The organism is Caenispirillum salinarum AK4 (assembly GCF_000315795.1).
GTDB classification, from domain to species: Bacteria; Pseudomonadota; Alphaproteobacteria; order Rhodospirillales; family Rhodospirillaceae; genus Caenispirillum; species Caenispirillum salinarum.
Genome location: NZ_ANHY01000010.1, coordinates 113,966 through 136,992, shown reverse-complemented (window position 1 = coordinate 136,992; position 23,027 = coordinate 113,966). Strand labels below are relative to the sequence as shown.

Sequence of the window (23,027 nt, the reverse complement as noted above, 5' to 3'; positions counted from 1 at the left end):
GCCGGGCGGCGGCCGGGTCACGGGATGCGACGGATGCGAACCCTCTTGCGGCGCCGCTTGGTGCTTGGGGCGGTGCCTCCTGCGTCGAGGAGGCCGGCGCCGCGGCGGCCGGTTTTCTTGATTGACTGTTCAATAAAAAAACGCCAGAGTGCGTTCTGTCAACAGAAAATGCGCCTGCCCCTGAAGTGAGAGACCATGCCGAAAGTCGGGATGCAGCCCCTGAGGCGTAAACAGCTTATCGATGCAACCATTTCCGCCATTCATGAAAATGGCTATGCGGATGCGACCGTGGCGCGGATCGCCAGGAAGGCCGGCATGTCTTCCGGCATCATCGCGCACTATTTCGGCGGCAAGCATGAACTTCTGGCCGCGACCATGCGCAGCCTTTTGACCGACCTGCGGCGCATGGTGGTCGCGCGGCTGGCCGAAGCGAAAACGCCCGTGGAGCGCGTCGAGGCCGTGGTGCTGGCCAACTTCGATGAAACGCAGAGCGTGCCAGAGGTGGTCGCCTCGTGGCTCGCGTTCTGGGCGCAGGTGCCCCACGACGAGGAACTGGAGCGGCTGCAGCAACTCTATATCCGCCGGCTGCGATCCAACCTGCGGGCCGCCCTGCGCCCGGTCGGCTTCTCCGAGGCCGACCTGGAGGAAGTGACCGAGGTTCTCGGCAGCCTGATCGACGGCATCTGGATGCGGGCCGCCCTGTCGCCCGGCGGACTGGACGTGTCCGCCGCGCGCCGGCGGGTGCTGCAGGTGCTGCATTTCTACCTGGAGACGCGGTGCGTGGCGGCTTGAGAGCCCGCCCGCCGCTTTCCCGACTCACAGCAAACCGAAACGGACGAGACATGACGGATCAGCAGAAGCTGTACATCGGCGGCCAGTACGTGGACGCCACCTCCGGCGAGACCTTCGAAACCCGCAATCCCGCCACCGGCGAGGTGTTGGCGACCATCCAGGCCGCCGGCGCCGCCGACGTGGACCGGGCGGTGGAGGCCGCGCGCGAGGGCTTCCGTGTCTGGTCGGCCATGACGGGCGCCGAGCGCGGCCGCATCCTGAACCGCGCCGCCCGCATCCTGCGCGAGCGCAACGATGAACTGGCCGAACTGGAGACGCTGGACACCGGCCGTCCCATCCAGGAAACCACGGTGGTCGACATCGTCACCGGCGCCGACGCGGTGGAGTACTATGCCGGCATGGCCGCGACCCTGACCGGCGAGCACATTCCGCTGGGGCAGAGCGCCTTCGCCTATACCCGGCGTGAGCCCCTTGGCATCTGCGCAGGCATCGGCGCCTGGAACTATCCCATCCAGATCGCCTGCTGGAAAAGTGCTCCGGCTCTGGCCTGCGGCAACGCCATGATCTTCAAGCCGGCGGAAATGACGCCGCTGACCGCGCTCAAGCTGGCGGAAATCTACACTGAGGCCGGCCTGCCGCCGGGCGTGTTCAACGTGGTGCAGGGCTTCGCCGAGACCGGGCGGGCGCTGACCCGGCACCCCGGCATCGCCAAGGTCTCGCTGACCGGCGAGGTGGGCACGGGCAAGAAGGTGATGGCCGACGCCGCCGGCACCCTCAAGCACGTCACCATGGAGCTGGGCGGCAAGTCGCCGCTCATCGTCTTCGACGACGCCAACCTGGACAACGCGGTCGGCGGCGCCATGATGGGCAACTTCTACAGCCAGGGCGAAATCTGCTCCAACGGCACCCGCGTCTTCGTGCACCGCGACGTGCGCGACGCCTTCCTGGAAAAACTGAAGGCGCGGACGGAAAAGATGGTGATCGGCGACCCGCGCGATCCGGCCACCCACGTCGGCCCCATGATCTCGGCCGAGCACGGGGAGAAGGTCATGGGCTATCTGGAGGCCGGTCGCGCCCAAGGCGCGACGCTGGTCACCGGCGGCCACCGTGTCGAGGTGCCGGGCTGCGAGGCCGGCGTCTTCATCGCCCCCACCGTCTTCGCCGACTGCGGCGACGAGATGGGCATCGTGTGCGAGGAAATCTTCGGCCCCGTCATGAGCGTGTTGACCTTCGACACCGAGGACGAGGTGATCGGCCGCGCCAACGCCACCGACTACGGCCTGTCGGCCGGCGTCTTCACCCGCGACCTGGCGCGCGGCCACCGCGTGGTGGCGCAGCTTGAAGCCGGCACCTGCTGGATCAACGACTACAACATCACGCCCATCGAGATGCCGTTCGGCGGCGTCAAGCAGTCGGGCCTGGGGCGCGAGAACGGCCATGCCGCCATCGAGCACTACAGCCAGGCCAAGAGCGTCTACGTGTCGCTCGGCGACGTCGACGCGCCGTACTGATTTCAGAGAGTGGTTGTACCGATGACCGAGACCTTCGACTACGTGATCGTCGGCGCGGGTTCGGCGGGCTGCGTGCTCGCCGACCGCCTGAGCGCCGAGAGCGGCAACCAGGTGCTTCTGCTGGAGTTCGGCGGCAAGGACAACTCCATCTTCATCCAGATGCCGTCCGCCTTCTCGATCCCGCTGAACATGCCGAAGTTCGACTGGGAGTTCCACAGCGAGCCCGAGCCCGGCCTCAAGGGCCGGCGCATCCACCAGGCCCGCGGCAAGGTGATCGGCGGGTCGTCGTCGATCAACGGCATGGCCTATGTGCGCGGCTGCGCCGGGGACTTCGAGGAATGGGCGGAGCTGGGCGCCACAGGCTGGTCCTATGCCGACGTGCTGCCCTATTTCCAGCGCGCCGAGGACTGCGTCTACGGCGCCGACGCCTATCGCGGCACCGGCGGCCCGGTGGGGGTCGGCAACGGCAACGGCATGAAGAACCCGCTCTACCGCGCCTTCATCGAGGCCGGCAAGCAGGCCGGCTACGGCGAGACGGCCGACTACAACGGCCGCCGCCAGGAAGGCTTCGGCCGCATGGACATGAGTGTGCGCGACGGCGTGCGGTCGTCGACGGCCAACGCCTACCTCAAGCCGGTGCTGTCGCGGCCGAACCTGTCCCTGCGCATGCACGCCCTGACCACGCGCATCCTGTTCGAGGGCCGCAAGGCCGTCGGCGTGGAATACCGGCAGGGGGAAAAGACCGTCACCGTGCGCGCGCGGAAAGAGGTGATCCTGTCGGCCAGCGCCTTCAACTCGCCCAAGCTGCTCATGCTGTCGGGCGTCGGCCCGGCGGCGCACCTGCGCGAGCACGGGATCGAGGTCGTCCACGACTTGGCCGGTGTGGGCAAGAACCTTCAGGACCACCTGGAGGTCTGGGTGCAGCAGCGCTGCACGCAGCCGATCACCCTGAACGGCTGGCTCGGCCCTATCGGGCGGGCGCGCATCGGTGCGCGATGGCTGCTGACGAAGACCGGCCTGGGCGCGACCAACCACTTCGAGGCCAACGGCTACATCCGCAGCCGCGCCGGGCTGAAGTGGCCGGACATCCAGTACCATTTCCTGCCTGGCGCCATCGCCTACGACGGCTCCAGCGCCGTCAAGGGGCACGGCTTCCAGGTTCACCTGGGGCACAACAAGCCCAAGGCCCGCGGTGAAGTGACGCTGCGTTCGGCCGATCCCGCCGCGCCGCCGCGCATGGTGTTCAACTACCTGAACAACGAGGCCGACAAGCAGGGCTTCCGCGCCGGCCTGCGCTTCACGCGGGAAATCTTCGAGCAACCGGCCTTCGCGCCCTACCGCGGCGCCGAGGTCTCGCCGGGCCCCGACGTGGTGCGCGACGACGAGATCGACGACTGGGTGGCAGAGACGGCGGAAACGGCCTACCACCCCGCCGGCTCCTGCCGCATGGGCACGGACGCAGACGCCGTGGTGGACCCCGACGGCCGCGTGCACGGCATGGAGGGACTGCGCGTGATCGACAGCTCCATCATGCCGACGGTCACCAACGGCAACCTGAACGCCCCGACGATCATGCTGGCGGAAAAGCTGGCCGACCGTGTGCTGGGCCGCGATCCGCTGCCGCCGTCCAACGCCGACGTCTTCGTGCCGGACACCTGGCAGACCGCCCAGCGTTGACGCAGGAAACAAGGCGCCGGAGACGATTTCTCCGGCGCCTTGTCCGTTCCGGCTGGTCCTACCGCGCAGGCTGCGCGTCCGCCAGCCCCAGGCGTTCCAGGGCGAAGGCCCAGAGCATGGCGCGTTCCTCCAACGCCTTGAAGCGGCCGCTCTTGCCGCCGTGGCCGGCTTCCATCTCGGTGTGCAGCAGGATGGTCGGGCTGTTGGTGGCGGTCTCGCGCAGGCGGGCGACCCACTTGGCGGGCTCCCAGAAGGTGACGCGCGGGTCGAACAGGCCGGCGGTCACCAGCATGTCTGGATAGGCCTGCGGGCGGACGTTGTCGTAGGGCGAATAGTCGCGCATCCGCTGGAAGGCCTCGGCGTCCTCCACCGGATTGCCCCACTCGCTCCACTCCGGCGGGGTGAGCGGCAGGTCGGGCGACAGCATGGTGTTCAGCACGTCCACGAAGGGCACGATTGCCAGAATGCCGGCGAACAGGTCGGGCCGCCGGTTCGCTACCGCGCCCATCAGCATTCCGCCGGCCGAGCCGCCCATGGCGACGATGCGGCCGGGCCGGGTCAGGCCGCGCGCCACCAGATGATCGGCCACGGCGATGAAGTCGGCAAAGGTATTGGTCTTGTGCTCCAGCTTGCCGTGACGGTACCAGGCGCCGCCGCGCTTGCGACCGCCGCGAACGTGGGCGACGGCCCAGATGGCGCCCCGATCGACCAGGCTCAGCGGTCCCGCGCGGAAGTCGTCGGTGTCGGTGATGCCGTAGGCGCCGTAGCCGTACAGCAGCACCGGCGCGTTTTCCGGCACCGTGTCGCGGTGGCGCAGCAGGGTCACGGGCACCCGCTCTCCGTCCGGCGCCGTCGCCCACTCCAGGTCCACCACATAGGCGTCCGGGTCGTGCCCCGAAGGAATGACCTGCACCTTGCGGACCGTCTGCGCGCCGCTCTCGAGGTCCAGGTCGACGGCGTGGTCGGGACGGCGCGGCGAGGAGGCGTGGAAGCGCGCCGTCGCGGTGTCGTATTCCGGCGCGCCGGCGGTGGTCATGTCGTACAGCGGCTCGTCCCAGGTGACGACGCGCTCGTCGCCCGTCTCCAGGTCGGTGATGACCTGGCGGGGGACGCACTCCACCACCTCGCGCCGGACCATGTGGCGGCGGAACAGCGACAGCCCGCCGATGTAGCGGCCCGGCCGGTGCGGCACAAGGTCGTGCCACGTGCCGGGGCTGGCCGGATCGGCGGTGCAGATGCGGTAGTCCTCGGCGTCCAGGTCGGTGCGGATGACCAGGCGGTCGCGCGGGGCGTCGTGCTCCACCTCGTAGCGCACGCCGTCCTCGCGGGGGCGCACCAGCACGGGCGCGCTGTCCTGCCCATCGGCCTTGAGCAGGCGGATTTCGTCGCTGCCGTGGGTGTGCGCGCTGATGAGGATCAACGCGCGCGAGGCCGTGGCATCGGCGGACAGAAAGCTCTCGCCGTCGCCCTCGAACACCACCACGTCGTCGGAGACCGACGTGCCGAGGCGGTGGCGCAGCACGCGGCGCGTCTTGTGGTCGGCGTCCAGCGGGACATAGGTGACCGTCTCGCCGGCCTCGTCCCAGGCGACGCCGGGGCGTACGTTCTCGATGCGCTCCAGATCGCGGCCGGTTTCGATGTCGCGGATGTGCAGGGTGTAGAACTCGTGCCCCGCCAGGTCGGCGCACCACGCCAGCAGGCGCTGGTCGGGACTGCGGTCCAGGCTGCCCAGCGAGAAGAACGGTGCCTCCGCGGCCTCGGCATTGGCGTCGAGCACTACCTGCTCCGGGCCGCCGTCGACGGGGCGGCGGACGAAGACCGGATAATCGCGCCCCGCCTCGAACCGGCGCCAGTATTCGAAGGCGCCGTCCTTGAGGGGCACGCTGTCGTCGTCTTCCGCGATGCGCCCGCGCATCTCCGCCACCAGCGTATCCCGCAGCGGCGCATTGGTCGCCATCCAGGCCTCGGTGAAGGCGTTTTCGGCCTTCAGGTGCTCCATCATGGCCGGCGAGATCACCGAGGGGTCCTTCAGGTAGGCCATGGCGCCCGGCGGACGCATCCAGGCGTAGGGGTCCTCGGTGGTGAAGCGGCCGTCGTGATAGCTGCGGGTTTCCACGTCGCGCGGTGGAGTCGGCGGGGTCGCGGCGGCACGGTCGGTCAAGGATCGGGTCTCCTGAAGATGAAAAGGCTTTCCGGCTCAACATGGTGCATGGACGGGCCTTCGGGCAACGCCCGCCGGGTTGTCGAAGTTACTTGCAGGCACGCCGAACCGCCCGAGGAGGCCGTCATGACCCGTTGCCGCCTGCTTGCCGCCGCCCTGCTGCTGCTTCCTGTGCCACTTCTCGCCCAGACGGCCGAGGGGCTGGACGCCACCGACCTGCGGCTGGTGGAGCAGGCCGACAACGGCATCACCTGGCCCGACGACTGGGCGCTGCCGGCGGACTACGGCCGCGGCGAAAGCCTGATTGCAGTGGTGCGCGGGATGCCAGTGGTGGGGTCCCTCGGCCGTCCCCTCGGCGAGGTGGAGGGCGTTCTGGCCGGTCGCGACGGCCGGGCGCGGGCCCTGGCGGTGGAGACCGACGGCCTGCTGGACCTGGGCGATCCGGTGGTCCTGCCGCTGTCCAAGGCCTCCATGAGCACGACCGGAGACGCCTTCGTCACCACGCTGACGGAACAGGAACTGGAGGCCCTGCCGCGCTGGCGGGACTGATGCGGCTTCGTCCCGGGCCGCGACCCTGTTTACATGGCGCGCCGCTCTGTTAAACCGGAGGGCGAACCAACATCAAGACAGGGAGACGTCCATGACCGGCCTTACCCGCGAGCAGACGGAAGAAATGAAGACCAGCCTGTTCGCGCCCTGGGTCCAGGACCTGAACCTGACCATCGAACACGCCGGCGCCGACCGGGCGGTGGTCCGAATGCCCTTCAGCGAGCGGCTGACCCGCGTCGGCGGCACGGTGTGCGGCCAGGCGATCATGGCGCTGGCCGACACCTCCATGGTGTTCCTGATCTCGGGCGCCTTCGGGGAGTTCCGGCCCATGACCACCGTCACCCAGACCACCAGCTTCATGCGCGCCATCGCCGAGCGCGACGTCATCGCCGAGGCGCGTCTCCTGAAGCTGGGCCGCACCATGGCGTTCGGCGACGTCACCATCCGCGCCGACGGCGAGGACGCGCCGGCCGGCCACGTCTCCAGCACCTACGCCATCATCCCGCAGAAGGGTTAAGCCACGTCCAGGTAATGCAGGCTGAACAGGCCGTCGCCGTCCATCCAGACTCTGCGGTGGGCGAAGCCGGCCTGTTCGGCCAGGGCCTTGAAGCCCTCCACCGTGTACTTGTAGCTGTTCTCGGTGTGGATGGTTTCCGCCTCGGCGAAGGCGAAGGACCGGCCGCAGGCGTGCACCCGCTGGGCACGGCGGCTGATCAGGTGCATCTCGATCCGGCTGTCGTCGGCGTTCCACACGGCCTCGTGGCGGAAATGGCGCGGCTCGAAGCTGCCGGACAGTTCCCGGTTGATGCGGCTGAGCAGGTTCAGGTTGAAGGCCGCCGTCACGCCCCGGGAGTCGTTGTAGGCGGCGCGCAGCACCTCGGCGTCCTTCACCAGGTCGACGCCGATCACCATGCCACCGCCGGTTCCCAGTTGGCGCGCGGCGGTGCGCAGGAACGCCAGCGCGTCGCGAGGCTCGAAATTGCCGATGGTGGAGCCGGGGAAGAAACCCACCCGCCGCCGCCGCGCCGCCGCCGGCGGCAGGGTGATGGGCTGGGTGAAGTCGGCGCAGACGGCGGCCACCTCCACGCCCGGATGGTCCGCGGCCAGCGACACGGCGCTCGCCAGCAGGTGCTCGCGCGAGATGTCGATGGGGATGAAGCCGCCCAGGTCCGGGGCGGCGTCGAGCAGCACGCGCACCTTGGTCAGCGATCCGCAGCCGAACTCCACCAGACAGGCGTCGGAGCCCAGCAGGGCGGCGATTTCGGCGGCGTGGGCGCGCAGCAGCGCCACCTCGGTCCGCGTCGGGTAGTATTCCGGCAACGCGCAGATGGCGTCGAACAGGCGCGAGCCGCGCTCGTCGTAGAAGTACTTGGGCGGGATCGCCTTGCGCGCCGCGCCCAGGCCCGTAATGACGTCGTGCTGAAAGGTGTCGGCGTCGTGGCCGTAGTCGATGAAGTCCGCCAGTACCTCGGGAATGTCGGGCACTGTCGGGCTTACGGTGTCGCGGGTCTCGCGCGGCATCAACAGTCCTCCGCCAGGCGCACGCCGCTGAAGGCCCAGCGTTCGTGCGGATAGAAGAAGTTGCGGTAGGTCGGGCGCAGATGGCCGGCGGGGGTGGCGCAGCATCCGCCGCGCAGGACCATCTGGCTGCTCATGAACTTGCCGTTGTACTCGCCCAGCGTTCCGGCGGGGGGGCGGTACCCGGGGTAGGGGCGGTAGGGGCTGCCCGTCCACTCCCACACGTCGCCGAACATCTGCACCGGCCCGACGGCCGCGGGGGCGGGGCGGGGCGTCAGCGCATCGCGGGCGGGGTGGACGAGGAAATGCCCCTCGACCGGCAGGCCGGCGGCGACGGCTTCCCATTCCTCTTCCGTCGGCAGGCGGGCGCCGGCCCAGCGGGCGTAGGCGTCGGCCTCGTAGAAGGAGATATGTACCACCGGCGCGGCCGGGTCGATGGGGCCGGTGCCCGTCAGCCCGTACTGCAACCAGCCGCCGCCGCCGTCACCGTCGCGCACCCAGTACTCCGGCGCCTGCCAGCCTTCCGCCTGCACGGTGCCCCAGCCGTCCATGAGCCACAGGTCGGGACGCTCGTAGCCGCCGTCCTGCATGAAGGCGAGCCACTCGCCGTTGGTGACGCAGCGCGACGCAATGCGGAACGGGCGCAGCAGGGCGTCGTGGCGCGGTCCCTCGTTGTCGAAGGCGAAGCCCGGCGCTCCGTGGCCGATGCCGACGATGCCGCCGGGATGCTCGTGCCAGCGCAGCGCCGCCGCCGCCCCGGAGGCAGCCGGCGCGGCCTCGGCCGGGCGGTAGGCGGGCCGCAGGGGATTACGCGAGAACAGGTCCAGGATGTCCATCAGGATCAGTTCCTGGTGCTGCTCCTCGTGCGCCAGACCGATCTCCAGCACCGGCAGCATGGCGGCCAGCGTGTCGGGCTCGGCAATGGCGAGGAGGCGGTCCATGTCCGCGTCGATGGCGCGACGGTACGCATACACGTCATCCAGCGGCGGGCGGGTCAGCAGGCCCCGTTCCGGGCGCGGCTGGCGGGGTCCGGCACCCCAGTAATAGCTGTTGAAGAGAAAGGGGAAATCCGGGTGGAAGGGCTTCCGCCTGGGAAAGACCTCGCGCAGGATGAAGGTCTCGAAGAACCAGGTCACGTGCGCGATGTGCCATTTGGTGGGGCTGCACTCGGTGCGGGGCTGCACCTGCATGTCCTCCGGGGACAGGCGGGCGGCCAGGTCCTCCGTCCGTTTGCGGACCGCAGCATAGCGGGCACGGAGGGAATCGCGGTCGGCGTGCGCCGGCTCGGCAGGGTGCGCGGCCGGCGTCCCGGTCCGGTCGTCGTCCAACATCGGCGGAGGCCCCCTCTCTGCTGAAGATGTCGATGCCTCCACAACGTCAGCGGGGACCCCCGGTTGCGCGAAACCTGCGGCCCCCGGTCATTTCATTGCGTCGTCCAGCACGCCGATAAGCCGGTCGATCTCGTCGCCGGTGTTGTAGTGGGCCATGGAGACGCGCACGACACCGCCGTTGCGGTCCGCGTCCAGCGCCGGGATCAGGCGCTTGGCATAGAAGTCGCCGAAACGGATGCCGATGCCGTGGCGTTCCACCTGGCGCACGATGTCCTCCGAGGGACGCCCGCCGACCGTGAAGCTGATGGTCGGCACACGATCGCCGTTGCCGACGCGGGACCGCCCGATGATCCGCACGTCGGGCCGGTCGCGCAGGTACGACAGCAGCCGCTCCGACAGCGCGTCCTCGTGGGCCGTGAAGGCGTCGAAGGCGGCCGCCATCAGCGCGCGATCGTCTCCCTCAGCCCCGAGTGCGCGGCCCGTGTCCGTCAGGTAGTCGACAATGCCGCCGCAGCCGTGAACCAGCTCGTAGTTCACGCTGCCGGGCTGCAGCTTCCCGGGCGTGTCGGTGATGAAATAGTGGTTGAGGCCGGGCAGGGCCTCCAGCAGGTCGCGGTCCGCCCACATGGCCGCGTAGTGGGGCCCGAAGGTCTTGTAGAAGCTGAGCACGTAGACGTCCGCGCCGCTCGCCTGCACGTCCACCAGCCGGTGCGGCGCGTAGCCGACGCCGTCCACGCAAAGCCGCGCGCCGGCGGCATGGACCCGCCGAGCCACCTCCGCCACCGGCACGACGGTGCCCAGGATGTTGGAGCAGTGTGTCACCGCCACCCAGGTGGTGCGGTCGGAGAGCAGGGCGTCCAGGTCCTCAAGCTCCAGGTCCATGCTGTCGCGGTTCACCCGCCACTCGCGGATCACCGCACCCGCCCTTTCCAGCCGGCGCCAGGGGCCGACGTTGGCCTCGTGGTCGATGTCGGTGACGATGATCTCGTCGCCCGGCCGCACCGACGGCTCCAGCGCCTCGCCGAGCAGGTGCAGCAGCAGCGTCGTCGAGCCGCCCATGACCACCTCGTCGGTGTGCGGCGCGTTGAGCAGCCGCCCCACCGCCGCCTGCGCCGCCGACACCTTCTCCGCCGCATCCGCCGAGGGCCGGTACGAGGCACCGAGCTGCACGCTGGTGGTCAGCATGTACTCGGCAACGCGGTCCGCCACCCGCTTCAGCACCGCCGATCCGCCGGCGTTGTCCAGGAACACGAAGCCGTCCGCCAGCGCAGGAAATTCCCGGCGCCGGGCGTCGAGGTCCAGACGGCGGGCGGTGGCGGCGTGAGTCATACGAAGGTCTCCTTTGGCTTATGCTGCGCTGCAATGTAACATGGCTGCCATACAGGGTGCGCAAGGGCTGATCCCGCCCCTGGAAACCAACGCGCGTCCCCGTTCGGGGAAGCTCGCCAAACGGTTACTTTTTGCAGCGGCGTGTTGAACTTTCGGGATCATCCTCTGTACCCTTCGAGGGAGGAAACTAGCCACAAGAGCTAGGCCAACGCGAGGGCGCGCGACGGCGCCCCTCCCGAGGAGAGTAGAGCGAAAATGGTCCGATCGTCCCTGTTCGCGGGGCTGGCCCTGGGGCTGGCTGCCGTTCTGCCCACCGGTGTGCCCGCCACCGCCGCCGCACCGGCCGCACCGGCCGCGGCCACGCCGGCTCCGGTGGCGCCTTTCGCCACCGAAGACGCCGATTTCGGCCAGACGGCGACCCTGCTGCGCCGGGGCTTCCAGGCCATCCACGACCGCGCCATCGAGCCGCGCTCCATCCCCGAACTCGCGGTGGCCGGGCTCGACGGGCTGTCGACAATCGACCCCGCCGTATCGGTGGCGGTCAAGGACGGGGCGGCGCTGCTGAGCGTCGACGGGCTCGAGGTTCTGGGCGCACCGCTGCCGGAGGACGAGATCGCCCGCACCTGGGCCGGCATGGTGGCCGTGGTCGCCCGCGAGATGCGCCACCACAGCACAGCCTTGGCGGCGGCCGATCTGGAGGCGATCCATGAAGCCATCATGGACGCCGCGCTGGAAGGCATGGACGCCCACAGCCGCTATGATTCTCCCGGCGACGCGGAGAAGCAGCGCTCCCGTCGCAACGGCTTTTCCGGTATCGGCGTGCGCTACGTGCGCGACGGCGGGCCGATCCGCATCAAGGAGGTCATGGCCGAAGGTCCGTCGGATGGCCTTCTGCGCCCCGGCGACCTGATCACCCACGCCGACGGCGCTGCGCTGGCTGACCTGGAACTGGCCGAAATGAGCCGCCGCCTGCGCGGGCCGCGCCATACGGAGGTCGCCCTGACCGTCGTCCGTGCCGACGGGCCGGCGCGGAACGTCACGATCGTGCGCGACAAGGTGGTGCCGCCCTCGGTGGAGGCCGAGGTGCGCGATGGCGTGGCGGTGGTGCGGGTGCGTCGCTTCAACATCGCCACCACGGCCTCGGTCCGTGACGCGGTCGCGGATGCTCTGGCGGCCGATCCCCGGCTGGCCGGCGCGGTGCTCGATTTGCGCGGCAATCCGGGCGGGCTGCTGGACCAGGCCTATGGCGTGGCGGATCTGTTCCTCGAAGGCGGTCCCATCGTCTCCACCCGCGGCCGGCACCCCGGCAGCCTGCAGGCCTATACCGCCGGTCCCGGCGATCTGCTGAAGGGCCGCCCGCTGGTGGTGCTGGTGGACGGGCGCTCGGCCTCGTCGTCGGAAATCCTGGCCGCCGCGCTCAAGGACAGCGGCCGGGCCATGCTGGTGGGCACCAACAGCTACGGCAAGGGCACGGTGCAGACCATCGTCCGCCTGCCCAACCAGGGGGAGTTGAAGCTGACCTGGTCGCGCTTCCACAGCCCCGCCGGCTACGCTATCCAGGGCCTGGGCGTCATGCCGTCGCTCTGCCTGTCGGGCGTGGCGGAGCCGCTGGAGGACGCGGACGCCGGCGGCTTCATCCCCGCCACGGCCATGACGGCCAGCATCGGCACGCCGGTGGCCGAGGCGGTGGAAGCGCGCTGGGAGACGGTGCCCCTCGACGCCGAGGCGGAACGCGAAACCCTCCGCGAGGCTTGCGCGCGCGAGAACCGCACGGGCATGGACACCGACATCGACGTGGCACTGGGCCTGATCCGCGACGCCAGCGTCCAGACCCAGCACGCCACGCTGGAGCCGTAAGCGCTCAGGCCGGAACGGGGCTGCGGGCGGGACGGCCCGTTGCCAGGGCCGCGGCGATCTCCGCCACATGGCGCCCTTGAAAGCGCGCGCCGTCCAGTTCGGTCGCCGACGGCGTGCGTGATCCGCCGTCGGCGCCGCCGGCCAGGGTCGTCGCGCCATAGGGTGATCCGCCGGTGATCTCGTCCATGCGCGTCTGCCCGGTGAAGGTATAGGGCAGGCCGACGATCACCATGCCCAGGTGCAGCAGGGCCGCCTGGGTGGACAAGAGCGTGTGCTCCTGCCCGCCGTGCTGGCTCTGGCTCGACGTGAAGACGCCGGCCGCCTTGCCCACCAGGGCGTTCCGGGCCCACAGGCCGCCAAGGCTGTCCAGGAAGGCCTTCATCTGTCCCGCCATGGTGCCGAAGTGTGTCGGCGTGCCGAACAGGATGGCATCGTAGTCCGGCAGGTCGGCCGGCACCGCGACGGGCTCCGGGTCGGGAATGATGCCGGCGGCGGCCCGTGTTGCCTCGTCCAGGGTTTCGGGCACGCGCAACACCGTCACGTCGGCGCCCGCGGTGCGGGCCCCGTCGGCGGCGGCCCGGGCCATCGTCGCGATGTGGCCGTAGGCCGAGTAATAGAGAACGAGAACCTTGGTCATGGGGACCTCCAGATTGCGGGGGTGTTGCAAGCGGTTACGTGTCAGCGGGAGGCGGTTGCCAGCGCGGCGGCGGGTGGCGGGCGCTGGGCGCGCTGGGCAAGCCAGACGCTGCCGAGAACCACCGCCATGCCGGTCGCCTGGACGGGTGTCAGCGTCTGCTCCAGCACCAGCCAGCCCAGCACCACCGCCGTCAGGGGGCTGAGAAAGCCCAGGGGCGCGATGGCGGCGGGTTCGATGCGCGGAATGCCGCGGAACCACAGCAGGTAGGTCAGCGCCCCGCCGATCAGGCCCAGGTATGCCAGCCCCAGGCCGTTGGCGGCCGTCAGCGGCGGTAGGGCCGGCTCCAGAAGCAGCGCTGCCGGCAGCAGGAGCAGGCCGCCGGCAGTCAACTGCCAGGCGGTGAAGGTCAGCGGAGAGACCGGCGGCTGCCAGCGACGGCTGAGGACCGTTCCCCCGGCCATGGAGACGGCTCCGGCCAGGGCCGCGGCGATCCCCAGCGGGTCCAGCGCGGCGGCCGGGCCCAGGATCAGCATGGCGACGCCGCCCACTCCCGCCACGGCGGCCAGGACCGAAGGCACACGGATCGGCGCGCCCAGCAGCAGGCGGGCGAGGACGATGACCACCAGCGCCTGAAGCGCGCCGACCGTGGCCGCGACGCCGCCGGGAAGGCGATAGGCGGCGACGAACAGCATCCACCAGAAGACCGAAAAATTCAGCGCCCCCAGCATCAGCACGCGGCCGATCCAGACGCCGCGCGGCAGGCGCCGCACCAACAGCAGCAACAGCAGTCCCGCCGGCAGGGCGCGCAAGGTGGCGACCGTCAGCGGGTAGCCGTCGGGCAAAAATTCGGTGGTGACCAGATAGGTGCTGCCCCAGACCGCCGGGGCGGCGGCCGTCAGCAGGATGTCGAGCGGGCGGGGCATCCGAAGGCTCCTTTGGGGGGTGTTTCTTCCATGCCGGAACACTGCCACCTAAACCCGCCGTGGATAATCAGGAGCTTCGTGATAATACTATTCACCAACCGTTACGAATGGAGCGCTGCTCGTGGACAAGCTGGCCCTCATGCGCACCTTCCGCCGCGTCGTGGAGCGTGGCAGCTTCGTCGGCGCCGCCCGCGACCTGGGCCTGTCGAGCGCCGCCGTCAGCAAGCATGTGTCGGAACTGGAGCGCCAGCTCGGCGCCTCTCTGCTCAGCCGCACCACGCGGCGGCTCAGCATCACCGAGGCCGGACGGGCCTACCATGCGCGCTGCGTCCGCATCCTTGACGACATCGACGAGGCCGAGGCCGCCGTCTCGGCGCTGCAGGGGGCACCGCGCGGCGTGCTGCGGGTGAACGCGCCCATGTCCTTCGGTCTGCGCCATGTCTCTCCCATGCTGCCCGACTTCATGGCGCGCTATCCCGACGTGCGGGTAGACGTGGTGATGACCGATCGCGTGGTCGACGTGGTGGAGGAAGGCTTCGACGTGGCCCTGCGCATCCGGGCCGAACTGCCGGATTCTTCCCTGATCGCGCGGCGGCTGGCGACCGTGCGCCGCATCTTGTGTGCCGCACCGGCTTATCTGGACGCACACGGCCACCCCACGGCGCCGGGCGACCTGCCGGGCCATCGCTGTCTTCTCTACAGCCAGGTCGAGCGGCCGGACGTCTGGGTTCTGAACGGACCCGAAGGAACAAGGCCGGTGCAGGTGCCCGGCGTGATGAAGGCGGATTCCAGCCTCGTCCTGCGCGACGCGCTGCTGGCGTGCATGGGCATCACGCTGATTCCGGCCATGCTGGTGGAGGATGACATCGCGGCCGGGCGGCTCGCGCGGGTGCTGCCCGACCACCAGGGCGAGCCACGCACCCTGTTCGCCGTCTACCCGCCGGGCCGCCACCTTTCCCCCAAGACCCGCGCCTTCGTTGATTTCCTGGCGGAGCGGCTGGGCGGCGCGGGCGCCCTATAAGCCCAAGCTTATCGCAAAGCTCAAAACATCTAATTTTTCTTTATAGACCAGCTCCCGTACCGTCGAAGCCATCAACGACGGGGCGCCGAGGCTCCGCGGCGCCATCACAGGGAGTGAAACCATGGGCAAGATGTTCACCGCCGGCGTCAAGCAGTACCGCGAGACGTACTGGGAGCCGCATTACATCCCCAAGGAAAGCGATTTCCTGGCGGTCTTCAAGATCACCCCGCAGCCGGGCGTCCCGCGCGAGGAAGCTGCCGCCGCCGTCGCCGCCGAAAGCTCCACGGGCACCTGGACGACGGTCTGGACCGACCTGCTGACCGACCTGGAATACTACAAGGGCCGGGCCTATGCGTTGGAGGACGTTCCCGGCGACGACGAGGCCTTCTATGCCTTCATCGCCTATCCCATGGGGCTGTTCGAGGAAGGTTCGGTGGTGAACGTGTTCACCTCGCTGGTGGGCAACGTGTTCGGCTTCAAGGCCGTGCGGGCGCTGCGGCTGGAGGACGTGCGCTTTCCGCTGTGGTTCGTCACCACCTGCGACGGTCCACCGCACGGCATCCAGGTGGAGCGCGACAAGATGGACAAGTACGGCCGTCCGCTGCTGGGCTGCACCATCAAGCCGAAGCTGGGCCTGTCCGCCAAGAACTACGGCCGGGCGGTCTATGAATGCCTGCGCGGCGGCCTGGATTTCACCAAGGATGACGAGAACGTCAACTCCCAGCCCTTCATGCGCTGGCGCGACCGTTTCGACTTCTGCCAGGAGGCCATCGAGAAGGCCGAGAAGGAGACCGGCGAGCGCAAGGGCCACTACCTGAACGTCACGGCGCCCAACATCGAGGAAATGTTCAAGCGCGCCGAGTACGCCAAGGAGATCGGCACGCCGATCATCATGAGCGACTACCTGACGGTCGGCTGGGCGGCGCATTCCAGCCTGGCGCGCTGGTGCCGCGACAACGGCCTGCTGCTGCACGTCCACCGCGCCATGCACGGCGTCATCGACCGCAACCCGCGCCACGGCATCAACTTCCGCATCCTGGCCAAGATGCTCCGCCTGCTGGGCGGCGACCACCTGCACTCGGGCACGGTCGTCGGCAAGCTGGAGGGCGACCGCGAGGCGACGCTGGGCTGGATCGACCAGATGCGCGACCGCTACGTGTTCGAGGACCGCTCGCGCGGCATTTTCTTCGACCAGGACTGGGGCCAGATGCCCGGCGTGCTGCCGGTGGCCTCGGGCGGCATCCACGTCTGGCACATGCCGGCGCTGGTGTCGATCTTCGGCGACGACGCGGTGCTGCAGTTCGGCGGCGGCACGCTCGGTCACCCCTGGGGCAATGCCGCCGGCGCCGCCGCCAACCGCGTGGCGCTGGAGGCCTGCGTCCAGGCCCGCAACGAGGGCCGCAATCTGGAGCGCGAGGGCAAGGAAATCCTGACCGCCGCCGCGCAAGCCAGCCCCGAGCTGAAGACCGCCATGGAGACCTGGAAGGAGATCAAGTTCGAGTTCGACACCGTCGACAAGCTCGACGTGGCGCACCGCTGATCCAATTCCAGCCCCCTAAGAGTTTCGGAGACTTCACCCATGACCAGCGCCGTTCAGGATTACCCCTCCCGCCTGTCCGATCCCGCCAGCCGCAAGCTCGGCACCTTCTCCTACCTGCCGCCGATGACGGCAGAGCAGATCCGCAAGCAGATCGAGTACATCGTCGCCAAGGGCTGGAACCCGGCCATCGAGCACACGGAGCCCAAGTTCGCCTCCAGCAACTACTGGTACATGTGGAAGCTGCCCATGTTCGGCGAGACCGACGTCAACGCCATCCTGGCCGAGATCGAGGCTTGCAAGGCGGCCAATCCCGGCAACCACGTCCGCCTCATCGGCTACGACAACATCCGCCAGAGCCAGGGCGCCAACATGCTGGTCCACCGCGCCCCCATCAAGGCGTGAGCGGCGGCCGCGCGGGGCTCCGGCTTCGCGCGGTCTTCCCAGACGGTTCACCAGGAGGGTCCGCGATGAACGCCCCCGTGACAGACCTCGCCACCACCCAGCAATACATGCTGGCGGAGGAACCCTATTACCGCGCCGTCGATGCGGAAACGGATGTCTACGAAGCCGCCTATGCCGCACGGATGCCGGTGATGCTGAAAGGTCCCACCGGCTGCGGCAAGACGCGGTTCGTGGAGTACATGGCCTGGAAGCTGGGCAAGCCGCTTATCACGGTCGCCTGCAACGAGGACATGACGGCATCCGACCTGGTCGGCCGCTTCCTGCTGGATGCCGACGGCACCCGTTGGCAGGACGGGCCGCTGACCATCGCCGCCCGCATCGGCGCCATCTGCTACCTGGACGAGGTGGTGGAGGCCCGCCAGGACACCATGGTCGTCATCCACGCGCTCACCGACCACCGCCGCGTCCTGCCGCTGGAAAAGCGGGGCGAGCAGGTGACGGCGCATCCCGACTTCCAGATGGTCATAAGCTACAATCCCGGCTACCAGAGCCTGATGAAGGACCTGAAGCAGTCCACCAAGCAGCGCTTCGGGGCCATGGTTTTCGACTACCCGCCGGCCGACGTGGAGGCGGAGATTGTCGCCCATGAGTCGGGGGTGGAGGCCGAGGTGGCGCGCAAGCTGGTCCAGGTGGCGCAGCGCAGCCGCAACCTCAAGGGCCACGGGCTGGACGAGGGCATGTCGACCCGCCTGCTGGTCCACGCCGGGCAGCTCATCACGCGCGGCATTCCGGCATCGGATGCCTGCCGCATGACGCTGGTGCGTCCGCTGACGGACGACCCGGACATGCTGGACACGCTCGATTCCGCCATCGACACCGTCTTCGGCTGAGAACGCGAGGCCCGTCATGACCGCCGCCGACCTGGAAGACCTGCGCGCCGCCGCCCCTGGCCTGGCGGACACCCTGGATGCCACGGTGCACGAGGCATCGCGCATCTTCTCCCCCGCCGGGCTGGCCGCCTGGCTGGACGGGGCGCGGGCCTTGGCCGGCCTGGGGCGCGGGCCGGACCTCGTCGCCACCTACCTGGAGGCCACGCCCCAGGTGGCGCGCGAATGCGGCGAGGACGTGGTGCCCGACTGCGTGACGGCGGTCATGAAGCTGTCCTCCATGACGTCGGGAGAGGTTCTGACGCTGGTCTTCGCCACGCTGCCCTCGGCGGCGGCGCGCATGGCGGATGCCGACCTTCTGCGCGGCTATCTGGCGCTGCTCCACCGCCTGTCCGCCAAGGCGCCGCGCGGGCTGCGGCCCATGCTGGGGAACCTGAACGAGCTGCTGGGGAAGCTGACCCTTTCCGGCCTGCGCCGCTGGGCGGACTTCGGCGCGGAGGCCTACGGCCGTGACCTGACGCGGCAGGCGGCCTACTTCGGGCTGCAAAGCGAGGACAGCAAGGCGGTCTTGCAGGCGGAGCGGCGCGGGACGCTGTTCGTCGACAGCCAGCGCAGGCTGAATTTCTATCTCATGGCCTTCTGGGCACGCGCCTTCTTCCTGCGCCCGGCGGCGGCGGATACGCCCGGCTTCCGCCCCTTCATCGCGGACCGCGCCCTGCACCTGCCCGACGCGGTGGATGCCCTGAACGGCGTGTCCGGCATCGACGTCTACCGCGCCATGGCCGCGCACATGGCCGCGCAGATCGTCCACACGCCGGCCCCGCCGCCCGGCCGCGAGTTGGCTCCGGCGGCGCGGTTCCTGGTCGGTTTTTTCGAGGACGCGCGGGTGGAGGCGGCGGCGGCACGCGAGTTTCCGGGCCTGCGGCGCCTGTGGCTGTCGCTCATGCCCGACGCCGGCATCCCGCTCCCGGATCACGAGACCATGCCGCTGCTGGAGCGCCTGGCGGCGGCGCTGCTCGACCCGGAGGCGCGCACGGACGATGCGGAGGTGGACGCCATCGCCGCCCGCTTCCACGCCGCCGGGGTTCAGACGCCGGATCTGTCGCAAGAGTTGGCGGTGGCGCTGTTCGACCTGCTGACCGCGCGCAAGGCCCTGCCGTCGCTGCGCATCCTGGAGACCCTGCGCATTCCGTATCGCGACGACAACCGGTTCCTCTGGGCCACCGACGCCGTGGATTGGCGGGACGCAACCGCCTGGATGCCCGAGCGGCCGGAGCAGGTGCGGCGGCGCGTCGGGCTGATGGAGTTCATCAACGAGGTGGACACCGAAACCGCCGGCGACGACGCCCAGGAAATCTGGACGCTCGACGGCGAGCTGTACCCCTACGAGGACGACGGCGTCTCGTGGAACGAGCGGGAGGGCCGCGAGCCCGTCTCCGACCCGGTGCACTACCCGGAATGGGACTACCAGGTGCAGCTCTACCGGCCCAACTGGACGACGGTGTACGAACGCCGCCAGCCGCGTGGCGACCCGGCGACCATCGACGCCGTGTTGACGGCGCACAAGGGGGTGACCCACCGCATCCGCCAGATCGTCGACCGCCTGCGGCCCCAGGGAATCGTGCGCCAGCGCCGGCTGGAGGACGGGGATGATCTCGACATCAACGCCGCCGTGGATGCCATGGTGATGCTGCGGCTCGGCCGCGATCCCGATCCGCGCATCACCCAGCGCTGGGTCATCAACCGCCGCGACCTGTGCGCGCTGGTGCTGCTGGACCTGTCGGAATCCACCAACGACCGGGTGCGCGGAGAAGGGCAGGGCGAGGGCGAAGACGGCCGCACGGTGCTGGACCTGACGCGCGAGGCCTGCGCTCTTGTGGCGACGGCGGTGGAGGGCATCGGCGACCCCTTCGCCATCCACGGCTTCGCCTCCGACGGCCGGCACGATGTGCGCTACACCCGCTTCAAGGATTTCGACCAGTCCTTCGAGGTCGAGGCCAAGAGCCGGCTCGCAGGGATGCGCGGGGGGCTCTCCACCCGCATGGGTGCCGCCATGCGCCATGCCGGCGAGCACCTGCGCCGCCGCCCGGAAAAGCACAAGCTGCTGCTGGTGCTGACGGACGGCGAGCCCGCCGACATCGACGAGCGCGACCCGCAATACCTGCGCCACGACGCCCGCAAGGCGTCGGAGGACCTGCGGGCGCTGGGGGTCGCGCCCTACTGCCTCAGCCTGGACCCCGCAGCCGACCAGTACGTCGCCCGCATCTTCGGCGGCAACGCCTATACGGTGGTGGACCACGTCCAGCGCCTGCCCGAAAAACTGCCGACGCTGTTCGCGGCGCTGACGCGCTGAGGCGGGGCTTGCGTCAGATGGCGGCCGGGCGGCGGAGGAAGCTGTTGAGCCAGAAGGTGGACAGCTGCGTCATGATGTCGATCAGGTCGTCGATGGTGATGGGCTTGACCATGTAGGCATTGGCGAAGTGCCGGTAGCTTTCCATCACGTCCGCCTCGGCCTCCGACGTGGTCAGAATGACCACCGGGATGTGGCGCCACGCCTCGTTACCCTTGATCTCGCGCAGGGCTTCTCGCCCGTCCATGCGCGGCATGTTCAGGTCCAGCAGGATCAGGTCGGGCTCGGGCTTGTCGCCGCGCAGGTATTCCAGACACTCCTCGCCGTCGCGCGCCCATTCCAGGGTCACCCTCGGATCGGCTTCCTTCAGGGCCTCGCGGGTCAATTCGGCATCGTCCCGGTTGTCCTCGACCAGAAGGAACAGGGGCTGGGCGTTCATGCGGCGGCAACTCCGTCTTGAGAGGTCGAACCCGCCTCGGCGCCGCTGCCGGGGGCGGAGCCGTCTGCGGGTGGGCGGGCGCACAGGGTGAAACGGACGTCGCAGCCCCGTTCGGTGTCGGCGGAGATCCACATGCGGCCGCCGTGCAACTCGGCGATGCGGCGGGCCATGGGCAGGCCGACGCCGCTGCCGGCGGGGGAATTATCGCGTCCTTTCAACGTCTTGAACAGGTGGAAAACGCTTTCCCTGTCGCGTGGCGGAATGCCCGGCCCATCGTCCCGCACCGAGATTTCCCACGCCGCGCCGCGGCGCAGGGCGGAAACAGCGATCATCGGCGGCTTTCCGTCATCGGCCTCGCGGCCGTGGGTGGCGGCGTTCTCCATCAACTGGTCCATCAGCCGCTGCAACTGGCGCCGATCGCCCGCCACCACGGGAAGCCGCCCGATGCGGATGTCGGCGTCGGGATGGTGCCTGGCGGCGCGGCGGGCGATGGTTTCCATGTCCACGGACTCGCGGCGGCGTTCACCGCTGTCCATCACCGCGTAGTCCATCAGTTCCTTGAACATGATCCGCATGCGCTCGGCGGCGGCGACAATCCGGCCCATGTAGCCCTGCGCCGTCTCGTCCTCCGCCACGATGGGGCCGAGGCGCTTTTCCAGAAGGCGCGTGAAGCCGCCGATGGCGCGCAGGGGCTCCTGCAGGTCATGGGCGGCGATGTAGGCGAAGCGCGCCGTCTCGGCCCGCGCCCGGGTCATGTCTTCCAGCGCGTTGCGCAGGGACCGCTCGCGCGTGCCCAGGTCGGCGGCCATGCCGTCCAGGTCGCGGCCGAGCGCCGACAGGCCGCTGTTGTCGCCCCAGACATCCGCCTGACCGTCGTAGTTGCCGCGCGCGTAGCCGCGCGCGATGTCCGACAGGTGGTCCAGGCGCTTGAGCACCAGGTGGTTGACGATCAGGTAGACGGTCCCGAGCGATGCCGCCGCCAGCACGGCGAAGGCCAGCAGCCACCACTGTGCCAGCCGGTCGACCGAGCCGAGCGCGGCGGCGGCGGAGCGTTCCACCGTCACCATGGCGCCGCTGGGCAGGCCGCCGACCCGGTGCACCGACAGGAAATCCTCGCCACGGTGCCCTGCGGCTTCATGGTCCGGGCTGGGGTGGGTCTTGAGGGCGAGGGCGGTGTTGGCAAGCCGCAGGTCCGCCAGCGAGACGCGAAAGCCCGGCGGTCGCTCGGGGTCCGATGACGCCAGCACGAGTCCGTCGCGCGCCATGACCGTCACCCGCGCGCCCTCGGGCAGGGGGCGACGTTCCAGAACGTGCTGCAGCCAGTCCAGGCTGAGGCCGGTGTTCAGCGTGCCGATCACCGGCCCTGGCGTCAGCACGGCCTCCACCGCCGGGTCCAGGCCGGCCGCATCCTTGCGCGGGCCGAACAGGGGGTGGGACAGGACGATGACCGGCTTCCCGGTCAGCAGGCCCATCTTGAAGTCGCTCAGCCCCAGCCCGCCGGTGGCGAAGGCGGCCTGAATGTTCGCCGATCCGCTGACGTCCACCGGCTCGGGCAGGGGGCCGGAACTGCACACGACGTGGCGCGTGGCGTCGACGACGGAGAAGTTGGTGTAATGCGGCTGGCCCGCATGGATGCCGACCAGGGCGCTGGTGCAGCCCTCGGCATAGGGGGTGGACAGCTGCGGCAGGGTGGACAGGCTTTCCAGCAGGCGCGCGGCGGTGGTCAGCTCCAGCTCCAGCCGGTCGCCGATGTGGCGGGCGATGCCGTCGAGCGAGACGTGTTCGTGCGATTCCAGAATCGCCCGCTGCTCGCTCATGTGCAGCGCCTGGAAGGCCGCCAGTGGCGCCAGCACCGCCGCGACCAGCAGCATGAGCCAGCGTCGTTCGGCCCCGAGATGAAAACGGGTGCCGCGCCTGTTCACCTGTTCGCTTCCCCCACACCTTTCCCGCGACGCAGTGTGACTCTTCATGAGCGCGAGAGGAACCCGGAATTTTGTCATGGTCGTGCGCCTTTGGAGCCAGAGGCGGTCCGCCCTTGGTCGCAGGCGCCACTTGACGCAGCCGGGACGGGGCCAGATGTGCTACAAAGCCCGACAATCGAAC

General features: G+C 69.6%; 19 protein-coding genes. 11 read left to right on the top strand and 8 right to left on the bottom strand.

Annotated features, from left to right (window positions below; all coding sequences use genetic code 11):
- Nucleotides 1-195: 195 nt before the first annotated feature.
- The 3 genes from betI to betA are packed head-to-tail and all read left to right on the top strand — an operon-like array spanning nucleotide 196 to nucleotide 3,980.
- Nucleotides 196-792 carry a choline-binding transcriptional repressor BetI gene (gene betI, locus C882_RS11720; RefSeq protein ID WP_009540823.1) on the top strand — a complete coding sequence of 199 codons (597 nt, stop codon included), beginning with the start codon at nucleotides 196-198 and terminating at the stop codon, nucleotides 790-792.
- A gap of 50 nt (nucleotides 793-842) precedes the next feature.
- Nucleotides 843-2,303: a betaine-aldehyde dehydrogenase gene (gene betB, locus C882_RS11715; RefSeq protein ID WP_009540822.1), complete on the top strand. Its 1,461-nt coding sequence runs from the start codon at nucleotides 843-845 to the stop codon at nucleotides 2,301-2,303.
- Between the two features lie 21 nt (nucleotides 2,304-2,324).
- Complete coding sequence (gene betA, locus C882_RS11710) at nucleotides 2,325-3,980, top strand: choline dehydrogenase (protein ID WP_009540821.1); 1,656 nt, start codon at nucleotides 2,325-2,327, stop codon at nucleotides 3,978-3,980.
- 58 nt (nucleotides 3,981-4,038) lie between these two features.
- Here the strand turns inward: betA and C882_RS11705 are convergent, their stop codons facing one another.
- Nucleotides 4,039-6,141 carry a S9 family peptidase gene (locus C882_RS11705; protein ID WP_009540820.1) on the bottom strand — a complete coding sequence of 701 codons (2,103 nt, stop codon included), beginning with the start codon at nucleotides 6,139-6,141 and terminating at the stop codon, nucleotides 4,039-4,041.
- A 126-nt stretch (nucleotides 6,142-6,267) separates the two neighbouring features.
- On the opposite strand from C882_RS11705, the gene C882_RS11700 reads away from it, so the two are divergent.
- Together C882_RS11700 and C882_RS11695 are read left to right on the top strand one after the other, a co-directional pair.
- Nucleotides 6,268-6,690 carry a PRC-barrel domain-containing protein gene (locus tag C882_RS11700; protein ID WP_009540819.1) on the top strand — a complete coding sequence of 141 codons (423 nt, stop codon included), beginning with the start codon at nucleotides 6,268-6,270 and terminating at the stop codon, nucleotides 6,688-6,690.
- A 91-nt stretch (nucleotides 6,691-6,781) separates the two neighbouring features.
- Complete coding sequence (locus C882_RS11695; RefSeq protein ID WP_009540818.1) at nucleotides 6,782-7,207, top strand: PaaI family thioesterase; 426 nt, start codon at nucleotides 6,782-6,784, stop codon at nucleotides 7,205-7,207.
- Here the strand turns inward: C882_RS11695 and egtD are convergent.
- The 3 genes from egtD to C882_RS11680 form a co-directional block, all read right to left on the bottom strand.
- Complete coding sequence (egtD, locus tag C882_RS11690) at nucleotides 7,204-8,211, bottom strand: L-histidine N(alpha)-methyltransferase (RefSeq protein ID WP_009540817.1); 1,008 nt, start codon at nucleotides 8,209-8,211, stop codon at nucleotides 7,204-7,206. The two genes, C882_RS11695 and egtD, sit on opposite strands and share 4 nt — an antisense overlap.
- Nucleotides 8,211-9,539: an ergothioneine biosynthesis protein EgtB gene (egtB, locus tag C882_RS11685; protein WP_009540816.1), complete on the bottom strand. Its 1,329-nt coding sequence runs from the start codon at nucleotides 9,537-9,539 to the stop codon at nucleotides 8,211-8,213. Before egtB ends, egtD begins: the two co-directional genes overlap by 1 nt.
- An 87-nt stretch (nucleotides 9,540-9,626) precedes the next feature.
- Nucleotides 9,627-10,868: a cysteine desulfurase-like protein gene (locus C882_RS11680; RefSeq protein WP_009540815.1), complete on the bottom strand. Its 1,242-nt coding sequence runs from the start codon at nucleotides 10,866-10,868 to the stop codon at nucleotides 9,627-9,629.
- 255 nt (nucleotides 10,869-11,123) lie between these two features.
- Here C882_RS11680 and C882_RS11675 point away from each other — a divergent pair, with 255 nt between their 5' ends.
- Nucleotides 11,124-12,725: a S41 family peptidase gene (locus tag C882_RS11675; protein ID WP_009540813.1), complete on the top strand. Its 1,602-nt coding sequence runs from the start codon at nucleotides 11,124-11,126 to the stop codon at nucleotides 12,723-12,725.
- Nucleotides 12,726-12,729: 4 nt separating this feature from the next.
- Here the strand turns inward: C882_RS11675 and wrbA are convergent, their stop codons facing one another.
- Together wrbA and C882_RS11665 are read right to left on the bottom strand one after the other, a co-directional pair.
- Nucleotides 12,730-13,362 carry an NAD(P)H:quinone oxidoreductase gene (wrbA, locus tag C882_RS11670; RefSeq protein ID WP_009540812.1) on the bottom strand — a complete coding sequence of 211 codons (633 nt, stop codon included), beginning with the start codon at nucleotides 13,360-13,362 and terminating at the stop codon, nucleotides 12,730-12,732.
- A gap of 41 nt (nucleotides 13,363-13,403) precedes the next feature.
- Nucleotides 13,404-14,285: an EamA family transporter gene (locus C882_RS11665; RefSeq protein WP_009540811.1), complete on the bottom strand. Its 882-nt coding sequence runs from the start codon at nucleotides 14,283-14,285 to the stop codon at nucleotides 13,404-13,406.
- Between the two features lie 121 nt (nucleotides 14,286-14,406).
- Between C882_RS11665 and C882_RS11660 the strand changes: the two genes are divergently transcribed.
- From C882_RS11660 to C882_RS11640, 5 genes are all read left to right on the top strand, one after another.
- Complete coding sequence (locus C882_RS11660; protein WP_009540810.1) at nucleotides 14,407-15,306, top strand: LysR family transcriptional regulator; 900 nt, start codon at nucleotides 14,407-14,409, stop codon at nucleotides 15,304-15,306.
- A gap of 121 nt (nucleotides 15,307-15,427) precedes the next feature.
- A complete protein-coding gene (locus C882_RS11655) occupies nucleotides 15,428-16,846 on the top strand; it encodes a form I ribulose bisphosphate carboxylase large subunit (protein ID WP_009540809.1) in 1,419 nt (472 codons plus the stop codon).
- 39 nt (nucleotides 16,847-16,885) lie between these two features.
- The gene (locus tag C882_RS11650) at nucleotides 16,886-17,248 is read left to right on the top strand and encodes a ribulose bisphosphate carboxylase small subunit (protein ID WP_009540808.1); all 363 of its coding nucleotides are present in this window, start codon (nucleotides 16,886-16,888) and stop codon (nucleotides 17,246-17,248) included.
- A 65-nt stretch (nucleotides 17,249-17,313) separates the two neighbouring features.
- Entirely contained in the window at nucleotides 17,314-18,138 is an 825-nt protein-coding gene (locus tag C882_RS11645) for a CbbQ/NirQ/NorQ/GpvN family protein (protein ID WP_009540807.1), read from the top strand.
- Between the two features lie 16 nt (nucleotides 18,139-18,154).
- On the top strand, nucleotides 18,155-20,488 hold the full coding sequence (locus C882_RS11640) for a nitric oxide reductase activation protein NorD (RefSeq protein WP_009540806.1): 2,334 nt from the start codon (nucleotides 18,155-18,157) through the stop codon (nucleotides 20,486-20,488).
- A gap of 13 nt (nucleotides 20,489-20,501) precedes the next feature.
- On the opposite strand, the gene C882_RS11635 is transcribed toward C882_RS11640, so the two are convergent.
- Entirely contained in the window at nucleotides 20,502-20,924 is a 423-nt protein-coding gene (locus tag C882_RS11635) for a response regulator (RefSeq protein WP_009540805.1), read from the bottom strand.
- Nucleotides 20,921-22,795: a sensor histidine kinase gene (locus C882_RS11630; protein WP_043645112.1), complete on the bottom strand. Its 1,875-nt coding sequence runs from the start codon at nucleotides 22,793-22,795 to the stop codon at nucleotides 20,921-20,923. The genes C882_RS11635 and C882_RS11630 overlap by 4 nt, the downstream gene beginning before the upstream one ends.
- Nucleotides 22,796-23,027 lie beyond the last annotated feature (232 nt).

Excerpts from the sequence above, each read along its gene's own strand:
- betI (WP_009540823.1), top strand. The coding sequence starts at position 196 with ATGCCGAAAGTCGGGATGCAGCCCCTGAGGCGTAAACAGCTTATCGAT.
- betB (WP_009540822.1), top strand. The coding sequence starts at position 843 with ATGACGGATCAGCAGAAGCTGTACATCGGCGGCCAGTACGTGGACGCC.
- betA (WP_009540821.1), top strand. The coding sequence starts at position 2,325 with ATGACCGAGACCTTCGACTACGTGATCGTCGGCGCGGGTTCGGCGGGC.
- C882_RS11700 (WP_009540819.1), top strand. The coding sequence starts at position 6,268 with ATGACCCGTTGCCGCCTGCTTGCCGCCGCCCTGCTGCTGCTTCCTGTG.
- C882_RS11695 (WP_009540818.1), top strand. The coding sequence starts at position 6,782 with ATGACCGGCCTTACCCGCGAGCAGACGGAAGAAATGAAGACCAGCCTG.
- egtD (WP_009540817.1), bottom strand. The coding sequence starts at position 8,211 with ATGCCGCGCGAGACCCGCGACACCGTAAGCCCGACAGTGCCCGACATT.
- egtB (WP_009540816.1), bottom strand. The coding sequence starts at position 9,539 with ATGTTGGACGACGACCGGACCGGGACGCCGGCCGCGCACCCTGCCGAG.
- C882_RS11680 (WP_009540815.1), bottom strand. The coding sequence starts at position 10,868 with ATGACTCACGCCGCCACCGCCCGCCGTCTGGACCTCGACGCCCGGCGC.
- C882_RS11675 (WP_009540813.1), top strand. The coding sequence starts at position 11,124 with ATGGTCCGATCGTCCCTGTTCGCGGGGCTGGCCCTGGGGCTGGCTGCC.
- wrbA (WP_009540812.1), bottom strand. The coding sequence starts at position 13,362 with ATGACCAAGGTTCTCGTTCTCTATTACTCGGCCTACGGCCACATCGCG.
- C882_RS11665 (WP_009540811.1), bottom strand. The coding sequence starts at position 14,285 with ATGCCCCGCCCGCTCGACATCCTGCTGACGGCCGCCGCCCCGGCGGTC.
- C882_RS11655 (WP_009540809.1), top strand. The coding sequence starts at position 15,428 with ATGGGCAAGATGTTCACCGCCGGCGTCAAGCAGTACCGCGAGACGTAC.
- C882_RS11650 (WP_009540808.1), top strand. The coding sequence starts at position 16,886 with ATGACCAGCGCCGTTCAGGATTACCCCTCCCGCCTGTCCGATCCCGCC.
- C882_RS11645 (WP_009540807.1), top strand. The coding sequence starts at position 17,314 with ATGAACGCCCCCGTGACAGACCTCGCCACCACCCAGCAATACATGCTG.
- C882_RS11640 (WP_009540806.1), top strand. The coding sequence starts at position 18,155 with ATGACCGCCGCCGACCTGGAAGACCTGCGCGCCGCCGCCCCTGGCCTG.
- C882_RS11635 (WP_009540805.1), bottom strand. The coding sequence starts at position 20,924 with ATGAACGCCCAGCCCCTGTTCCTTCTGGTCGAGGACAACCGGGACGAT.
- C882_RS11630 (WP_043645112.1), bottom strand. The coding sequence starts at position 22,795 with ATGCTGCTGGTCGCGGCGGTGCTGGCGCCACTGGCGGCCTTCCAGGCG.